Consider the following 15,695-nt stretch of genomic DNA (forward strand, 5'->3'; position numbering starts at 1 on the left):
CGCCCCGGGGGCCGCGGGCGCCTCACCCCCGGGGGGGACGGCCTCGCACCGGGCGCGGAGCGCCGCGACAGCCCGGTCCTGCCATGATGTTGGTGTGAGCACCTACGACCTGCACGTCACCGAAGCCGACCCGGCCCGTGTCGTCACGGTCCTGCCCGGGAGCGGCTACACCGCCATGGCGCCCCTGCTCTGGTACGCGCGCAGCGCGCTGCGCGACCTGGGCTGGACGGTCCGCACCCTGGAGTGGACGTCCGCGCCGTCCTTCGGCTCGGCCCGCGAGGTGTACGCGGAGGTGCTCGACGGCGGTGACGCTCCCGGCGGCGACGCGCTGCACCTGGTGGTGGCCAAGTCGCTCGGCACGCTCGCGATGCCGATGGCGGTCCGCCTCGGCCTGCCCGGCGTCTGGCTCACCCCGGTGCTCACCGGCGAGCAGGCGTCCGACGTGCGGGAGACGGCCGCCGACCTGGACGAGGACCACCTGCTGATCGGCGGCACCGCCGACCCCCTGTGGGACGGTGACCTCGCGGACGGCTCGGAGGCCGACGTCCTCGAGGTGGAGAACGCCGACCACAGCCTGGAGGTGCCGGGCGACCGGGCGGAGAACCTGGCCATCCTCGACGAGGTGGTCAGCGCGATCGAGGAGTTCGCGGGCTCGTTCGGCGAGGAGTGACGCCGGCCCGGCCGGGCGCGCCCCTCAACGTGCCGGCGTCACTGCTGCGGGCGGGATGTTCTGGTTCAGGTGGAAGACGTTGTCCGGGTCGTAGACGGCCTTGACCGCGGCGAGCCTGGCCAGCTTCTCCGGCGGATAGGCCCGTCCGACGCCGGCGGCGCCGTCGTCACCCAGCGCGTTGACGTAGGCGCCACTGGCGAAGGGGGCGACGCGTGCCGCGCTCGCCCGCGTCGCGGCGATCCGCGCCGCGTCCTCGGCCGGGTCGGTCCAGCCGGTGGCCGCCACGTACTCGAAGCGGGTGTCCCGCTGGCTGAACGCGGCGTCGCCGTCCGGCACGTCCGCGACGGCCCCGCCGTAGGCCTGGAGGCCCGCGCGCACGCCGGGCTCGGTGGCGAGCAGCGCCTCGATCGCGCCGAGGGACAGCTCGCGGACGTAGTGGCCCTTCCAGTAGCGCCGCACGGCGTGCCCCGCTGTGCTGTCCTCCCGGGTCTGGAGGTCCAGGTAGGACAGCTCCTCGACCCGGCGGGTCACCGGGGCGCCCGGCGCCCCGGGTCCTGCTTCCAGCCCTGCGCCGAACTCTGCCGCGTGCGCCCGGCCGGCCCGCGGGTCGCCGACCCACACGAAGCCGAGCGTCACCAGGCCGTCGTGCACGCCCGCGGTGTAGGTGGCCGCGCGCGGAGCCCGGACCGCGAGGTCGCGCCACCGGGCGAGGACCGGCGCCGCTCCCCCGACGGGAAGATCGAGCTCGACGCCGAGCGCACGGGTGCCGACGTCGTGCAGCCGGAACTCGAACTCGGTCACCACGCCGAAGTTCCCGCCACCGCCCCGCAGCGCCCAGAACAGCTCGGGCCGCTCGTCGGCCGAGGCGCGGACCACCTCGCCGGCCGCCGTGACCACCTGGTACGAGACGACGTTGTCGCAGGCCAGACCGCACTGCCGGGCCAGCCAGCCCATCCCGCCGCCCAGAGTGAGCCCGCCGACGCCGGTGTGCGACACGTTGCCCGCCGTCGTGGCGAGACCGTAGGGCTGCGTGGCGGCGTCGAGCGCTCCCAGCAGGGCGCCGCCCTGCACCCACGCCCGCCTGCGCTCCGGGTCGACGCGGACCTCGCCCATCGGCGTGAGGTCGATCATCAGCCCGCCGTCAGGCACCCCGTGCCCGACGACGCTGTGGCCGCCGCAGCGGACACCGACCTCCAGGCCCTCGCGCCGCGCCAGGGCCAGCGCCGCCACGACGTCGTCGGCCCGACGGCAGCGGACCACCAGCGCGGGCCGGTGGTCCACCATCGCGTTCCACACCGTGCGTGCCTCGTCGAACCCGGCGTCGCCCGGGTGCCGGACGTCGAGCCCTGGGACCGCGGTTCCGTCGATCATGTCCATGCGCTCGCTCCTCCTGGGAACCAGGTCCCGCACGGGACCGGTGCAGGAGAGACCGCTGGACGCCGCCGGACTCATCGGGATCCGGGCGGCACGGCTCAGACGCCGATCTTCTCCCGCACCATCGCGGTCACCTTGCCCATGTTCACGGTCCAGCCCACCCCGAAGACCCGCGGTCCCACGACGTTCTCGGCGTCCGGGTCCCACAGCCGCTCACGGGCGCGCGCCAGGGTCGGGACGCGCAGCTCGTACGGGACCACCGAGGCGATCTTGCCGTGCCACGTGCGCTCCGCCGCCGGCGTGCGCAGCTCCTTGACGACCGCCGCGGCGGTCAGCGCGAGCGCCACGAGCGTCAGGAACTTCTTCAGGCCACCGCCGCCGTGCGCCGCCTTCTCCGCGTGGTCGGTGTGCTTCTTGCGCGACATCTTGTGCCTCCCGTGCTCTCGGTTTCTGGCCTTCGCGTCGAACCGGCCTTCGCGACCATCCTGGGGCATGCCCGGCCCACTGGCCCGCGCAACGCGCGGGCCCTGCCCGGTCGGGCAGCGCCGCGCTCAGCGGACCCAAACCGCGCTCGCCTGGACGGTGATCGAGACCCGGGTCGCCTCGCCGAGGTCCTCGCCGTCGATCTCGAACACCCGGGGCTCCTCCAGCTCCAGCCGCAGGCTCCGCACGCGGAGGTGCGTGGCGCTCTCGCTGCTCTCGGCCACCTTGCCGCGCGTCGCAAGGCGCTTGATCCCGTTGTCCCAGACCATGTTCCGCATGGTGTCGAGCCACCCGGCCGCACCGTCGGCGCTCAGCAGGAGCAGGTCGAGCTCTCCGTCCCCGGGATCGGCGTCGGGCAGGAGGTTGAAGCCGCCCTGCAGCGTGCCGCAGTTGCCGACCAGCAGCGTGTGCACGCGGTGCCCGTCGTGCGGCTGGCCGTCCGCGGTGATCCGGACCTCGAGGGGGTCGCTCGCGGCGAGCGCCCGTCCCATCGACTCCACGTAGGCCAGCCAGCCGACCTTGTCCTTGAGGTCGTCGTCGGTCTCGGTGATCATGTGCGCGTCGAGGCCGAACCCGGCCAGGACCGCGAACGCGTGGCGCTCGGGCCCGCCGGCGAGCTCGATCTCGAGCCATCCGACGTCGAGGGCCCGCGCCTGACCCGTGAGCGCCCGCGTGAACGCGGCGGGGACGTCGCCGAGGGGCACCTCGAGGTTCCGGGCGAGGAGGTTCCCGGTGCCGAGCGGGACGATCGCCAGCTCGGTCTCGGTCTCGGCCTCCGCGAGGCGTTCGGCGACGGCCCGCACGGTCCCGTCGCCGCCCGCGGCCACCACCACGTCGGCGCGCGCCGCGATCGCCTGCGCCGCGACGCCCTGGCCCGCGTCGTCCTCGCTCGTCGCGAACCAGAGGACCTCGGTGTCCGGCCCGGCCGCGGAGATCGCCCGGGTCAACCCGGACTCGAGCTCCTGCCGGGTCGTCTTGGACGGGTTCCAGATGATGCCGACGCGTTGTGCGGTCATGTCGGCATGCTTCCACAGCAGGTCAGGAGCCTCGACCGGAACCCGCCGGACGCCGGGCGGTCAGGTGTCCCGGACCGCCGCGGCGAACCGCTCCGCGAGCGCCCTGACGGCCTCCTGGAGCTCTGGTCCGCCCTCGACCCGGAACGGGTGGGGCACGCTCGCCAGCCACTCCTGCGCGTACATGGCCGGGTTCCGCGTGCTGCCGACGAGCACGCACCCGTCGCCGACCGCTTCGAGCCGGCCCATCTGCGCCCCGACCCAGGGCGCGACGTCGGCGAGCGGGGCGTCGAACACGACGCGGGTGGTGAACCGCCACCCCGTGCCCAGGTGCTCCTCGAGTGCGGCCACGGGATCGAGGTCGACGGGCGGCACGAACGCCTGGCTGGTGCGCTCGACCGCGAGGACCCGGTCGACGCGGTAGGTGCGGGTGGCGCCGGCGCGGTGGGAGTGGCACAGGAGGTACCACCGGCCGTAGCGCACGACGACGGCCCACGGGTCCACCTCGGCGACCCACTCGCTGCCGGACTCGCCCCGGTAGGTGACCAGCACCCGCCGTCGGACGGCGATGGCTGCGACGAGGTCGCTGGTGACGGCGGTGTCCGGCCGGGCCGCGTGCCGGTCGGGTGCGGCGGACGCGTGCTCGCGCAGCAGGGCGGCCTGCCGGCCCACGTCCTCGGGCAGCGCCCGGATCACCTTGCCGAGCGCGGCGCCGACGAGGTCGTCGCCGTCCGCGTCGGGGTGGCCGTCGAGCACGGCCATCACCAGGCCCAGCGCCTCGGTCTGCGTGAACGTGACCGGAGGGAGCCGGGTCCCTCGCCCGAGGCGGTAGCCGCCGTGCGGGCCTCGGGCCGACGAGACGGGGATGCCTGCCTCGCGCAAGATCTCGACGTACCGGCGAGCGGCCCGCTCCGTGACGCCCAGCCGGTCGGCGAGCTCGTTCGCCGTCGTGCCGGGGCGGGTCTGCAGGACCTCCAGCGCACGGAGCGCGCGTGCGGTGGGACTGATCTCGGAGGGCACACGTGCAGGCTACGGCCGATTCCCGGCGCGAGTGCGAGTGAGTCTCGACCAGGTCACGGTGAAGGGACCCGACGAAAGGAGAACCTCGTGGCCAGCATCACGAAGTCGATCGACGTGGACGTCCCCGTCCGTACCGTCTACAACCAGTGGACGCAGTTCGAGGAGTTCCCGCGGTTCATGGAGGGCGTCGAGGAGATCCGCCAGCTCGACCCGACCCACACGCACTGGAAGACGAAGGTGGGCGGGGTCGAGCGGGAGTTCGACGCCGAGATCACCGAGCAGCATCCGGACGAGCGTGTGGCGTGGGCGAGCAGGACCGGCCCGGACCAGGCCGGTGTCGTCACGTTCCACAAGCTCCAGGCCGACCAGACCCGGGTGACCGTGCAGCTCGACTGGGAGCCCGACAGCGCCACCGAGAAGGTGGGCAGCGCGCTGAACTTCGACGACCGGCGCGTCCAGGGTGACCTCGAACGGTTCAAGGAGTACATCGAGTCGCGCGGCACCGAGACGGGCGCCTGGCGCGGCGACGTGACCTGACGGGTACCGGCCGGCCCGGGCCAGGCGCCCGGGCCGGCCAGGCCCGCAGGCACCGGAACGGTCAGCGCACGACCTCGAAGATCTGCTTCTGGACACCGTTCTTGTACGCCTCGTGCTCGACGAGCCGGAGCTCCTGGGCCGCCTTGTCGGCGTCGCTGAACAGCGGCTTGCCCTGGCCCAGGAGCACCGGGAACACGAGCAGGTGGTACGCGTCGACGAGCCCGGCGTCCCCGAGCGCCCGGGTCAGCGAGACGCTGCCGTGCACCTGGATCTCGCCGACGTCGGAGTCCTTGAGCCTCGCGACGTCGTCCAGCGAGCGCAGGATGGTCGTCTCACCCCAGTTGTCGACCAGGTCGTCGTCCGTCAGTGTCGTGGAGACGACGTACTTGGGCAGCGCGTTGTAGCGCACGAACTCCGCCATGTCAGGCCAGACCGGAGCGAACATCTGGTAGCTCGTGCGGCCCAGCAGCAGAGCACCCGCTTCTTCCTGCTCGCGAGTCTTGAGCTCGTACATCTCCTGCGCGGGGGTGACCGTCAGATAAGTCCACTCCGTGTCGTGCAGCTCGGGGTCTCCCCCGGTCGGGTCGACCTTGCCGTCGAGCGAGACGAAGTGCGTGGCGACGATGGTGCTCATGGAGGGTTCTCTCCCTGGGTCGTGGTGGCCACGCGGATGCGCGGCTCTCTGCCTGGTCTGACGACCGGGCGCGAAAAACTCATCGGCTCTCGACCACGCATCAATCCGGAAGCAGAACGTCCGGAACTGGCTCTAACGTGGTGCTCACCGGCATCCTGCCGCACTCACCACGGGAGAGAAACATGGACATCCTGCTCATCGGAGGCCTCTGGCTCGACACGTCCGCCTGGGACGACGTGGTGCCGGAGCTCGAAGTGCTCGGCCATCGCGCCGTGCCGGTCGCGCTCCCCGGTCAGGGCGACGGTTCGACGTCGGCGACGCTGGACGACCAGGTCGCCGCGGTGCTCGCGGCGGTCGACGCGGCGGACGGGGCACCTCTGGTCGTCGGCCACTCGGCCGCCTGCACCCTGGCCTGGCTCGCCGCCGATGCCCGCCCGGAGAAGGTGGCCGGCGTGGTGCTGGTCGGCGGTTTCCCGTGGGACGACGGCAAGCTCTACGCCGACCTGTTCGAGATCACCGACGGCGTCATGCCGTTCCCGGGCTGGGGCCCGTTCGAAGGGCCGGACTCCGCGGACCTCGACGAGGCCGCTCGCAGCACCTTCGCGACCCAGGCTGTCCCGGTCCCCGAAGGGGTCGCCCGGGGCCTGGTGCACCTGGCCGACGAGCGCCGGTTCGACGTACCCGTGACCGTCGTGTGCCCGGAGTTCGCCGCAGAACAGGCGAGGCAGTGGATCGACGCCGGCGACGTGCCGGAGCTCGCGCGGACCAAGCACGTGGACCTGGTCGACCTGGACTCGGGCCACTGGCCGATGTTCACGCGTCCGGCGGAGCTGGCCGGGCTGCTGGCGGGGGCGGCGCAGCAGCAGGCCTGACCCTGGACCCGCGGGCCCGGAGCCGCGGGCGCGGGTCCGCGTGCAGGGGCGAAGGTCCGGCGCTCAGCGTTTCAGGCCGAGTGATCGCAGCTCCAGGTCCGCCAGCCGACGCACCGCTGCGGGGTCGCCGTCGCGCCACGCGCGCACCGGGTCGTCGGAGACGCGGGTCAGGGCGCGCAGCGGCTGGTTCGCCAGGGCGCGCAGCGCCAGCAGCTGCGGATCGCCGCCGGTGAACCGTCGGGCGGCACTCGCCCGGCGGATGAACCGGACCCGGAACGGCACGTACAGCACGGCGACCAGCAGCACCGGGATCAGGAACACCGCGATCCCGACCAGCAGCGCGATGTCGGCCACCGTCTCGGCCTGCGCGCGCCCGGCGGCGGCCAGGCTCTCCGCGGCGTCCGCGGCGCCGCGGAAGGGAGCGGCCAGGTCGTCCCCCACGCCGGGGATACCGCCGATCCGGCCCTCGACGTCCTGGAAGCGGCCGGCCATCTCGTCAGCCGCCGACGCCGTCGTCCGGCCCGGCCGCCCGAGCGTCAGGGTCGCGTCGTGCGTCTCGCGCCCGGCCCAGGCCCAGCCCGTGATCCAGGCGAGCAGCATCAGGTCACCGAGCACCTGACGGGCACACCGGGCTGGTGCTACGGCGTACAACCTCATGGTCTGGCCCTCCGGACGTCAGCAAGTCGCACGCCGCACCGTAGCGGACACGAGCCACTTCTCGGGCGCCACCGCGCGACCGATCTGTGGTTGCATACATCCCGACTTTCGTTTCCGACATTGTGGAGGTATTGCCCATGACCACCAACGACGAGCTCAGCCGCACGTTCGTGGAGTTCGACGGCGACGGCGACGGCCGCATCACCGCCGACGAGTTCCGCCAGGCCATGGCCGCCCGGGGCGAGGAGACCTCCGACAAGGACCTCGAGCAGATCTTCGGCCAGGCCGACCACGACGAGGACGGCAAGATCGACCTGGCGGAGTTCACCGAGGCCTGGCACGCCTGAGCACGTCTGAGCACACCGGACCGCAGGAACCGGAGGTCCAGACACGCGGCGGCCAGGCGCGGAGCAGCACCATCCGCGCGGGGCTCTACGCTTGTCTGTCACGCGTTTCCGCGGAAAGGAGCCCTACGTGGCGTGGACCTCGCTCGTCCTGGATCTCCTGGGCGTCTTCTTCTTCGCCGTGTCGGGCTCGCTGCTCGCCGTCCGGCGCGAGTTCGACATCATCGGCTCGCTCCTGCTGGGCACGTGCGTCGGCCTCGGCGGAGGGATCCTGCGGGACGTGATCCTCGACGTCGGCGTGCCGCGCGCGTTCGACTCGCCGATCTACCTCGTGCCGCCCGTCGTCGCGGCGACCGTCGTGTACTTCTTCGCCCACGCCGTGCAGCGCTTCCACGACCTCCTGCTCACGTTCGACGCCGCGGGCATGGCGCTCTTCTCCGTCACCGGCACGCTCGTGGCACTGGCTGCGGGAATGAACCCGACGGCGTCCGCGATGCTCGGTGTGGTCACCGCCGTGGGCGGAGGCGTCATCCGCGACGTCGTCGCCAACGACGTGCCGCAGATCTTCCGCGCTCGCGGCCTCTACGCCATCCCCGCGCTGATCGGAGCCGCGCTGACCAGCTTCACGTCCTGGGCCGACTGGTTCGGCGTCGGCACCGGGACCGCGATCGCCGCGCTGGTGTTCGCCCTGCGGATGGTCTCCCTGCGGTACCGCTGGGGAGCCCCTCCGGCCGGTGGCCATCACGGTCCGACGCCGGCGCCGTCGTCGGTCTGACGCCGTCCGGGCCTGGCCCGCGCACCGGCTCGCGACGCCCAGCCGGGGATGCCGAATATGCCCGAGATGCGAGTAACCGGGAACAGGAGCAGGGTCGAAGACAGCACGGCACGACAATGTGCCGTGAGGAGGAAGGAGATCGACATGCCATCGTGGCTCATTCTCATCCTGGTCGGCGTGGCTCTCGTCATTCTCGGAGTCGCCACGGAGATCGGCCAGTTCCTCGTCTGGATCGGCGTGATCGTGCTCGTGGCCAGCCTGATCCTCGGTCTGGTCGGCCGGCGCCGCACTTGACGCCGTGACGCACTGATTCCCTCCGGACCGCGATCTGCTGCCGACCGGCCGTGCCGAGCAGCAGATCGCGGTCCGAGGGCAGCACTTCCTTGATCCCTCGACGCCCTGCCGTCCCACCCGCCGCGCACCGCAGCGCGAGCCCACGCCCAGCCCTCCAGCCGGTCAGCTGCTGAAGATCCCCATCATCACCTTGACCGCGATACGCCGGTGGCCACAGATTCGATCCCGATTGGCCCGGCGCGGCACTCTTACGCCGTCGCGCACCGGAGCCCGGTGGCGGCCGTCCGGGCCGGACTGGAGTCACTGTGGAATCTGTGGAATCAGACCGAGGGCCCGTGCTCGACCGGCGCAGCCTGCTCCTGGGCGCGACCGTGCTCGGCTCGGCCGCCGCCCTGGGCGTGGCCGCACCGGCCCGCGCCGCCGTGCCGGGCTTTCCCACGTTCACCCGCCTGGGCGCGGCGCTGGACAAGTCCGCCCTCGCCTACAACCCCACGAACGAGCTCATCTTCCCGGCGATCCTGCACGTCGCCGGGCGGGTGCAGAACCCCTTGGGCGCCTGGTACATGTACTACGCCCCGCACGACGCGCCCGGCGGGATCTGCCTGGCGTACGCCGACTCCCTCGCCGGCCCGTGGCGTGAGCACCCGGGCAACCCGATCGTGTCCCGCACCTGGTCGCCGCACTACTCGGTCAGCCATGTCTCGAGCCCGCACGCGGTCTGGAACGCCGCGGACCGCACGGTCTACCTCTACTTCCACGGGGAGAACACCACCACCAGGGTCGCGACCTCGACCGACGGGCGCAGCTTCTCGTACGGCGGCACCGTGCTCACCACCGGGATGCTGCCCAGCGACGTCACCGAGACCTCCTACGCGCGCGTCTTCCCGCACCCGGCACGGCCCGGCATGCACATCATGCTGTTCATGGGCGCCCAGGCCGGGACGCGCAAGATCTTCATCGGCTGGTCGCACCAGCTGGCCTCGGGCTGGCAGTTCAAGCCCGAACCGCTGATCTCGCCGGCAGCAGGCGAGGGCGGCCAGCTCTCCGGCGCGCACTACTGGTCCCGCGACGGCGGCGGCCACGTGGTCTACCACTCGGGCAGCGGCGCGATCCACGTCGCCCACGTGGGCACGAGCTTCGACCGGGAGAACCACCTCGGTGTCCTGTACACCGAGCCGGTCGCGAACCGGGCCGCGGCTCCGAGCTTCGCCGAGGAGGGCGGCCGCCTCTACATGTTCTACGAGGCCGGACAGCGCGGGAACACCAACATCGCCATCGCGCGCGCCTGACCGGACGTCCGGCCCGGCTCCAGCGAGCCGGGCCGGAGCGGCCGGAGAACTTGTCGATCGGCGATACGGGGAGACTGACAATCCTTCCCGACCTCACCGCGTCGACCCCCAAGCAGCGGGCATGAACCTCGGCACCGCCGTCGGCACCGCCGCGCTAGGTCTGCAGCGATGTACTACCGACCGAGGTCTCGCCTCTCTACAGTCGCGCGGGAGCGCGCCTCCGTGAGAGCCGGAACAGTCCTTGGGGGGACCTGTGCTTCGCATCCACTTCTCCGCCGCCGACCTGGTGCGCACCCGGGTCGGGACCCGGCTCGACCCGATGTGGGAGCTGGTCCTCAGCGTCCACCAGGTGGCCCGGCCCGACTCGTACTTCGCCTCCTGGAGCAGGCTCGCCCGGCGCAGGCTCGCCCAGGCCAGGACGGTGCGTGACGCAGAGCTGCTCGCGACGTTGACGCCGGCACGCGGCTACTTCCCCGACTTCCTGACGCCCGCCGCCCTGCCGACGGAGCTCGAGGCCGGTGTGGAGACCGTGCTGTCCACGGACAAGCGACGTCTCCGGGCGGAGGTCGCCCGGCTCGACGGCGGCAGAGGAGCCGGACAGTGGCTCGACGACGTGGCGGCGGGCCGGCCCGCCGCGCTGCACCGCCTCGGCGTCGCGATGCGGCGCTACCACCGGACGGTGCTGACCCCGCACGTCGACCAGGCGGCGGAGATCACCGGTCGCTGGGTGGCCGGTCTGGCGCACCGGACCCTTGCGCACGGTGTCGACGCGGTGCTGAGCCGGCTCGGCCCGAGGACCCGCTGGCGGGCGCCCGTCCTGGAGATCGACTACCCCGTGACGCGGGACCTCCACCTGGAGGGCCGTGGGCTGTCTCTCGTCCCCACCTTCTTCGGCATCAACCACCCGATCACGCTGGCCGACCCGCAGCTGCAGCCCGTGCTGGTCTACCCGGTCAGCCGCGAACCGTTCTGGCGGCCCGACAGCTGCGCCACGGACCAGCAGCAGGCCGACGCCCTCGGCGAGCTCCTGGGCCCGACGAGGGCGTCGGTGCTCCGGGTGCTGGACACGGAGCTGTCGACCACCGCCCTGGCGGCACGGACCTCCGCCTCACCCTCCAGCGTCAGCCGGCACACCGCCGTGCTCCGGCGGGCCGGGCTGATCACCACCTGGCGCAGCGGCACCAGCGTGCTGCACATGCGCACCGCCATGGGCCACGACCTGGTCCACGGCCGCTGACCGTCGGCAGCCCTACCGCGCAGCCCTGTCGCGCCGCCCTACCGCGCCGCCCTACCGCGCAAGGCTTTGCGGCAGGGCGCATTTCGTTGCCGCGCCCGCACACATTTTCTACGTTGCGTCTGCCCGATTTCACCCAGATATCCGACCCACGGAGACGCAGCCTGTCATGAACCTGCCCCTGACCCGAGAGCCCGCGCCCGCGCGGCGCCGCTGGTGGGAACGTCCTGGAAGACCCGTGCTCCGCGTGGTCGCGCTCGGTGTGGCCGCGGCCGTCACCGGCGCCACGCTCGTGCCGGTGCTCGACGCGCCGGAGGCGCAGGCGCACTCGCACACGGAGTTCTGCTCGGAGCTCGTCAACCAGTCCGAGGAGTACATCTACGAGGAGTTCCCGGAGGACGGTGCCGAGCCCGTCGAGGCCGAGGGTGAGAGCTACACCTTCGACACCGAGCTGGACGCGATACTCGACTCCTACGTGGAACCGACCAGGGAGTACCTGGACCGGGTCCCCGACGAGTGGGCCGCCGAGCCGATGGACAGCACGAAGCGCCTCGAGTGGAGCTACAAGACCCATCGTGCCGGGCATCCTGACACCCAGCTGTCGTGGGAGGACTGGAAGGACACGTACGGGGACGTCAACCGTGACCAGAACCGAGGCCTCGCCTACGAGCGGGCGGCGCTCTCGTCCCTGTTCCCGATGGACACCGCCGACTGGCTGTGCCGGGACCTCAGCCTGCAGGACGGCCGTACGACGAGTGCGGTCAACAACCGGACGCGACAGTTCGTCAACGTCTCTCCCGGGAGCACGATCTCGACGGCGCAGCTCAAGTCGTACAAGGACCTGACCTCTGTCGGCTACAAGGCGCACCACGTGTTCAGCAGCACGCCGAGCGCCGCCACGGCGCAGCAGGTGCGGGCCTCCGGAGCCAGCTACTCGGTGCAGCGGGCGACCGGGGTGCAGACCAACCCGCCTCCGCCCCGCGGCGACTCGTTCAACCCGGACTGCCGGAGCCGGGCGAGGTGTCCCTGGCGGCCGAGCGGCGGCACCGTGCACAACGCGGCGCGCGCGTCGGGCACCAGCGCGAGCAACGCCGCGAGCCTGCGCACCACCAGCAACCAGCTGATGAGCTCCGCGCCGCGCCAGTTCCGGCCGCCCTTCCCCCTGGGCGGCATCGACTGGACGTCCCTGGAGCTGCGGTACGTCTCGGACGACCCGGGCGCGCAGGAGTTCGACTACGCCTTCTCCGCGGCCGAGGTGCCGGAGGGTGCGGACCCGTCGTGGGGCGGCGAGGCGGTGCTCGACCTGTCGTCGGACGCCCTGTTCACCTGGCTCGCCCTCGAGCGAGACCAGTTCTGGGTGAACCTCAACCCCGACCAGCCCGACACGATCATCGACGAGCAGTTCGCCACGACCGAGGCGGGCCGGGTCCTGCTCGAGTCGGACTTCGAGCTGAAGAGCACCCTCTACGACACCATGGACCCGGGGACCGGGTCCGGGCGCGCGTTCTTCGAGTCGCTCGAGCCCGGCCCGAACGGCGAGCTCTGCTGGGGCTCGTGGCGCATGTGGGTCGAGCCGCTGCCGGCGACGGCCCGTGAGGACGGCGACCAGCTGTACATCCTGGACGCGCCGCTGCGGGTCCAGATGGAGCCGTTCGACGTCTCCGCACCAGGGGCAGGGCCGACCTGCGAGGAAGTCGTGTCCGAGAAGATCGCGGACCGGAACCTCCAGCGGCTCATCGAGAGCATGGTCCCGCTGATCGAGGAAGCAGTGAACACCGCTCCCGAGTACGCGGACCTGCGCCGTGTCTACACCGCGCGGATCGCCGCGGAGTGGCTGCGCCAGCGCGACGCCGTCCGGCCGGGTGCGTTCCACGACATCATCGACAGTGGCGACGTGTCGCAGTGGCCGGTGCGGGAGGGCTGGGAACCGCAGAGCGTGTACGACGCGTTCCTCGAGGCCCGGGAGACCGTGCAGTTCCGTTACGAGTACGAGCACGGCGACATGGAGTACTACCTGGACGTCACCGGGGGCATCGAGTTCCCGGACGCCCCGCGCGACCCGATGCCCGCCGCACAGTTCGAGCGGGAGCACCCGACGCTGCCCACGACCGTCAGGAGCGCCAAGTTCGAGGCGGTGGCGGACCGCGACGTCGACCCGGGGGCGGACGTCGGGACGGCCTGGCTCGGCGGCGGCACGCTGTCGGACATCGAGCCGGATCCCGAGCCGACCCCCTCGCCGAGCCCGACCGGCGACGGGCCGGGCGGTGACCGCCCGGGTGACGACGGACCCGGTACCGGCCCGCCGGGCGACGACCCGGGCGACAGTCCGGGTGACGACGGTCCCGACCCGAGCGAGCCCACCCCGGACGCCGCCGGCCGTCCGGACGACGGGGAGCTGGCCGCCACCGGGTTCTCGGGTGGCTGGCCGATCTGGACGGCGCTCGCGCTGCTGGTGACCGGAGCGGGCCTGATCGTGCTGCGCGCCCGCCTCCGGGCACGACGGCGGTAGCGGGAGCCGGCCCGGTGGCCGGGCACCCGGGAACGGCGTCCTCGTCGAGGCTCAGCAGTACCTTCGACGAGGACGCCGCGCCGACCGCGGCGTCGTGCACGTCGCCGGGCCGGGTAGATGTGTAGGAGGTCTTGTCGCGGTATGTCGGATCACTCCCCGGCTTGCCTTAACCTTCGAGGGCAGCGCGGCGAGCACCAGCAGGGGCGCACCACGTCTGCTCGCTGGTTCCCCAGACCTCGGAGACGCATCACTGTGAGAGCACGAACGTGAGAGCTAGAACCTGGACCGCCGCCCTCGCGGCCGTACTGCTGCTGACCGGCTGCGGCTCGAGCGAGGGCCCGAGCGAGGGCGAGTGGCTGCAGGAGCTCGAGTACCCGCCGGCCCCGCAGCAGCAGCTCCCCCAGGCTGCGCCTGCCGGGCGGGAACCCACCGCCGAGGTTCCGCTCGCGAGGCTGGCCCACACCGGCTGGCTGCGCGACACCGCGGAGCGTACGGAGATCCCGCGCCGAGCTCTGGCGGCCTATGCCGGCGCCGCACTCCGGCTGGCCCAGACCCAGCCGGAGTGCGGCATCGGGTGGAACACGCTGGCGGGCATCGGCGCGGTCGAGTCGATCCACGGCACCTACCTCGGGGCACGAGCCGACGCCGAGGGCTTGGTCAGCCCGTCGATCATCGGCATCCCCCTGGACGGCAGCGAGGGGGTCAAGGCCATCGCCGACACCGACGGCGGTGAGCTCGACGAGGACCAGGAATGGGACCGCGCCGTCGGACCGATGCAGTTCATCCCGACCACCTGGGCGGACTACGCCGAGGACGGCAACCTCGACGGCGAGGCCGACCCGCACCAGATCGACGACGCGGCCCTGTCCGCCGGCCACTACCTGTGCGAGAGCGGTGGTGACGTCACCACCGACGACGGCTGGACGGCCGCGCTGTCGGCCTACAACCAGTCGGTGTCGTACGCCCACGACGTGGCCGATCTCGCCGGGTCGTACGGGGAGCAGCCCCAGCCCTCCTGACACCCGCGCGCGGGCCGGCTGGGTCAGCGGGTCAGCGAGGTGAGCGGTCCTGCGCCGTCAGCGTGCGCAGGACCGTGACGACGCCGTGCTCCTCGAGCGTCCCGGTGACCTCGTCCGCGGCGTCGACGACGGCGGCCGGGGCGTGACCCATCGCGACGCCGCGTGCCGCCCAGGCGATCATCTCCAGGTCGTTGACCCCGTCCCCCACGGCCAGCGTCCGCCGGGGGTCCACGCCGATCCGCTCCCGGATCCGCTCGAGCCCCGTCGCCTTGCTCACGCCGCTCGGGGTCACGTCGACCCAGTCCGGCCCGGCCGGGGTCGGGGTGACCCCGAGCGCACGCAGCGGCACCATCAGGTCGATGATGCCCTCGGCCCGGAGGATGACCCGCGGGGCGGGCACGTTCCACAGCTCCGTGTCGGGGACCCTGCGCTGCTCCCCGTTCACGAGCCTCCGGTCGAAGAGGCGGTCGACCCGGTAGCCCCAGCCGACCTCCTCGACACCGACCTGGACGGCGGGAAGGGCAGCGCGGGCGAGGCGGATCACCGGCTCGACGTCGAAGGCGTACATCTTCTCGAGCCGGTAGCCGCCGGGCAGGGTGTCGCCGACGCGCGCGACCACCGCGCCGTTGGACGCGACGACCCAGCCCTGGTCGATGCCGAGCCGCCGGGCGACGGGCAGCACGCCCACCAGGGACCGGCCCGAGGCGAGCACCACATGGTGCCCCGCCCGCCGCACGTCCTGGACCGCTTCGACGGTCACGGCGGGGACGGTCGTGCCGCCGGCGGACAGCGTGCCGTCGATGTCGAGCGCTACCAGGGCGCCGACGCCGGCACCCCCTCCGGGAAAGGGCACCGGGGCCCGCTGCGTGTCGGTGGTGGACGGCGTCACGGTACCTGTCGTCTGCGTCATGCAGCTCAGACGCGCGGCACGCCGGGATGTCACAGCACTTCCGGCACCGATGTTCCCGTGC

17 protein-coding genes are annotated in these 15,695 nt (G+C 72.5%); 10 read left to right on the forward strand and 7 right to left on the reverse strand.

Features of this window, described 5'->3' with window-relative positions; translation table 11 throughout:
* The first annotated feature begins 94 nt into the window (after positions 1-94).
* Positions 95-670: a hypothetical protein gene (locus LUM46_RS24180; RefSeq protein ID WP_274997633.1), complete on the forward strand. Its 576-nt coding sequence runs from the start codon at positions 95-97 to the stop codon at positions 668-670.
* Positions 671-694: 24 nt separating this feature from the next.
* On the opposite strand, the gene LUM46_RS24185 is transcribed toward LUM46_RS24180, so the two are convergent.
* The 4 genes from LUM46_RS24185 to LUM46_RS24200 form a co-directional block, all read right to left on the reverse strand.
* Positions 695-2,047, reverse strand: coding sequence for an FAD-binding oxidoreductase (locus LUM46_RS24185; protein WP_274997634.1), 1,353 nt, complete (start codon positions 2,045-2,047; stop codon positions 695-697).
* 95 nt (positions 2,048-2,142) lie between these two features.
* The gene (locus tag LUM46_RS24190) at positions 2,143-2,469 is read right to left on the reverse strand and encodes a DUF5808 domain-containing protein (protein WP_274997635.1); all 327 of its coding nucleotides are present in this window, start codon (positions 2,467-2,469) and stop codon (positions 2,143-2,145) included.
* Positions 2,470-2,595: 126 nt separating this feature from the next.
* Positions 2,596-3,543 (reverse strand): diacylglycerol/lipid kinase family protein, encoded by a 948-nt coding sequence (locus tag LUM46_RS24195; RefSeq protein ID WP_274997636.1) that lies wholly within the window; start codon positions 3,541-3,543, stop codon positions 2,596-2,598.
* Between the two features lie 60 nt (positions 3,544-3,603).
* A complete protein-coding gene (locus tag LUM46_RS24200; RefSeq protein WP_274997637.1) occupies positions 3,604-4,560 on the reverse strand; it encodes a helix-turn-helix transcriptional regulator in 957 nt (318 codons plus the stop codon).
* A gap of 87 nt (positions 4,561-4,647) precedes the next feature.
* On the opposite strand from LUM46_RS24200, the gene LUM46_RS24205 reads away from it, so the two are divergent.
* A complete protein-coding gene (locus LUM46_RS24205; protein ID WP_274997638.1) occupies positions 4,648-5,097 on the forward strand; it encodes an SRPBCC family protein in 450 nt (149 codons plus the stop codon).
* A 61-nt stretch (positions 5,098-5,158) separates the two neighbouring features.
* On the opposite strand, the gene LUM46_RS24210 is transcribed toward LUM46_RS24205, so the two are convergent.
* Entirely contained in the window at positions 5,159-5,731 is a 573-nt protein-coding gene (locus tag LUM46_RS24210) for a dihydrofolate reductase family protein (protein ID WP_274997639.1), read from the reverse strand.
* A 182-nt stretch (positions 5,732-5,913) separates the two neighbouring features.
* On the opposite strand from LUM46_RS24210, the gene LUM46_RS24215 reads away from it, so the two are divergent.
* Positions 5,914-6,603 (forward strand): alpha/beta fold hydrolase, encoded by a 690-nt coding sequence (locus tag LUM46_RS24215; protein ID WP_274997640.1) that lies wholly within the window; start codon positions 5,914-5,916, stop codon positions 6,601-6,603.
* Between the two features lie 63 nt (positions 6,604-6,666).
* On the opposite strand, the gene LUM46_RS24220 is transcribed toward LUM46_RS24215, so the two are convergent.
* Entirely contained in the window at positions 6,667-7,260 is a 594-nt protein-coding gene (locus tag LUM46_RS24220; protein ID WP_274997641.1) for a hypothetical protein, read from the reverse strand.
* Positions 7,261-7,397: 137 nt separating this feature from the next.
* On the opposite strand from LUM46_RS24220, the gene LUM46_RS24225 reads away from it, so the two are divergent.
* The 7 genes from LUM46_RS24225 to LUM46_RS24255 all read left to right on the forward strand — a co-directional run bounded on the left by LUM46_RS24225 (position 7,398) and on the right by LUM46_RS24255 (position 14,724).
* Positions 7,398-7,607, forward strand: coding sequence for an EF-hand domain-containing protein (locus LUM46_RS24225; RefSeq protein ID WP_274997642.1), 210 nt, complete (start codon positions 7,398-7,400; stop codon positions 7,605-7,607).
* A gap of 127 nt (positions 7,608-7,734) precedes the next feature.
* Entirely contained in the window at positions 7,735-8,379 is a 645-nt protein-coding gene (locus LUM46_RS24230) for a trimeric intracellular cation channel family protein (protein WP_274997643.1), read from the forward strand.
* Positions 8,380-8,523: 144 nt separating this feature from the next.
* Positions 8,524-8,673, forward strand: a complete 150-nt coding sequence (locus LUM46_RS24235) for a hypothetical protein (RefSeq protein WP_274997644.1) — start codon at positions 8,524-8,526, stop codon at positions 8,671-8,673.
* Between the two features lie 314 nt (positions 8,674-8,987).
* On the forward strand, positions 8,988-9,962 hold the full coding sequence (locus LUM46_RS24240) for a glycoside hydrolase family protein (RefSeq protein ID WP_274997645.1): 975 nt from the start codon (positions 8,988-8,990) through the stop codon (positions 9,960-9,962).
* A 253-nt stretch (positions 9,963-10,215) separates the two neighbouring features.
* On the forward strand, positions 10,216-11,199 hold the full coding sequence (locus LUM46_RS24245; protein WP_274997646.1) for an ArsR/SmtB family transcription factor: 984 nt from the start codon (positions 10,216-10,218) through the stop codon (positions 11,197-11,199).
* A gap of 166 nt (positions 11,200-11,365) precedes the next feature.
* Positions 11,366-13,705: a hypothetical protein gene (locus tag LUM46_RS24250; protein ID WP_274997647.1), complete on the forward strand. Its 2,340-nt coding sequence runs from the start codon at positions 11,366-11,368 to the stop codon at positions 13,703-13,705.
* 266 nt (positions 13,706-13,971) lie between these two features.
* Entirely contained in the window at positions 13,972-14,724 is a 753-nt protein-coding gene (locus LUM46_RS24255) for a lytic transglycosylase domain-containing protein (protein WP_274997648.1), read from the forward strand.
* A 31-nt stretch (positions 14,725-14,755) separates the two neighbouring features.
* On the opposite strand, the gene LUM46_RS24260 is transcribed toward LUM46_RS24255, so the two are convergent.
* Positions 14,756-15,634 (reverse strand): HAD family hydrolase, encoded by an 879-nt coding sequence (locus tag LUM46_RS24260; RefSeq protein WP_274997649.1) that lies wholly within the window; start codon positions 15,632-15,634, stop codon positions 14,756-14,758.
* Between the last annotated feature and the right edge of the window lie 61 nt (positions 15,635-15,695).

Source organism: Promicromonospora iranensis, from assembly GCF_028994805.1.
In the GTDB taxonomy this organism is placed as follows: Bacteria; Actinomycetota; Actinomycetes; order Actinomycetales; family Cellulomonadaceae; genus Promicromonospora; species Promicromonospora iranensis.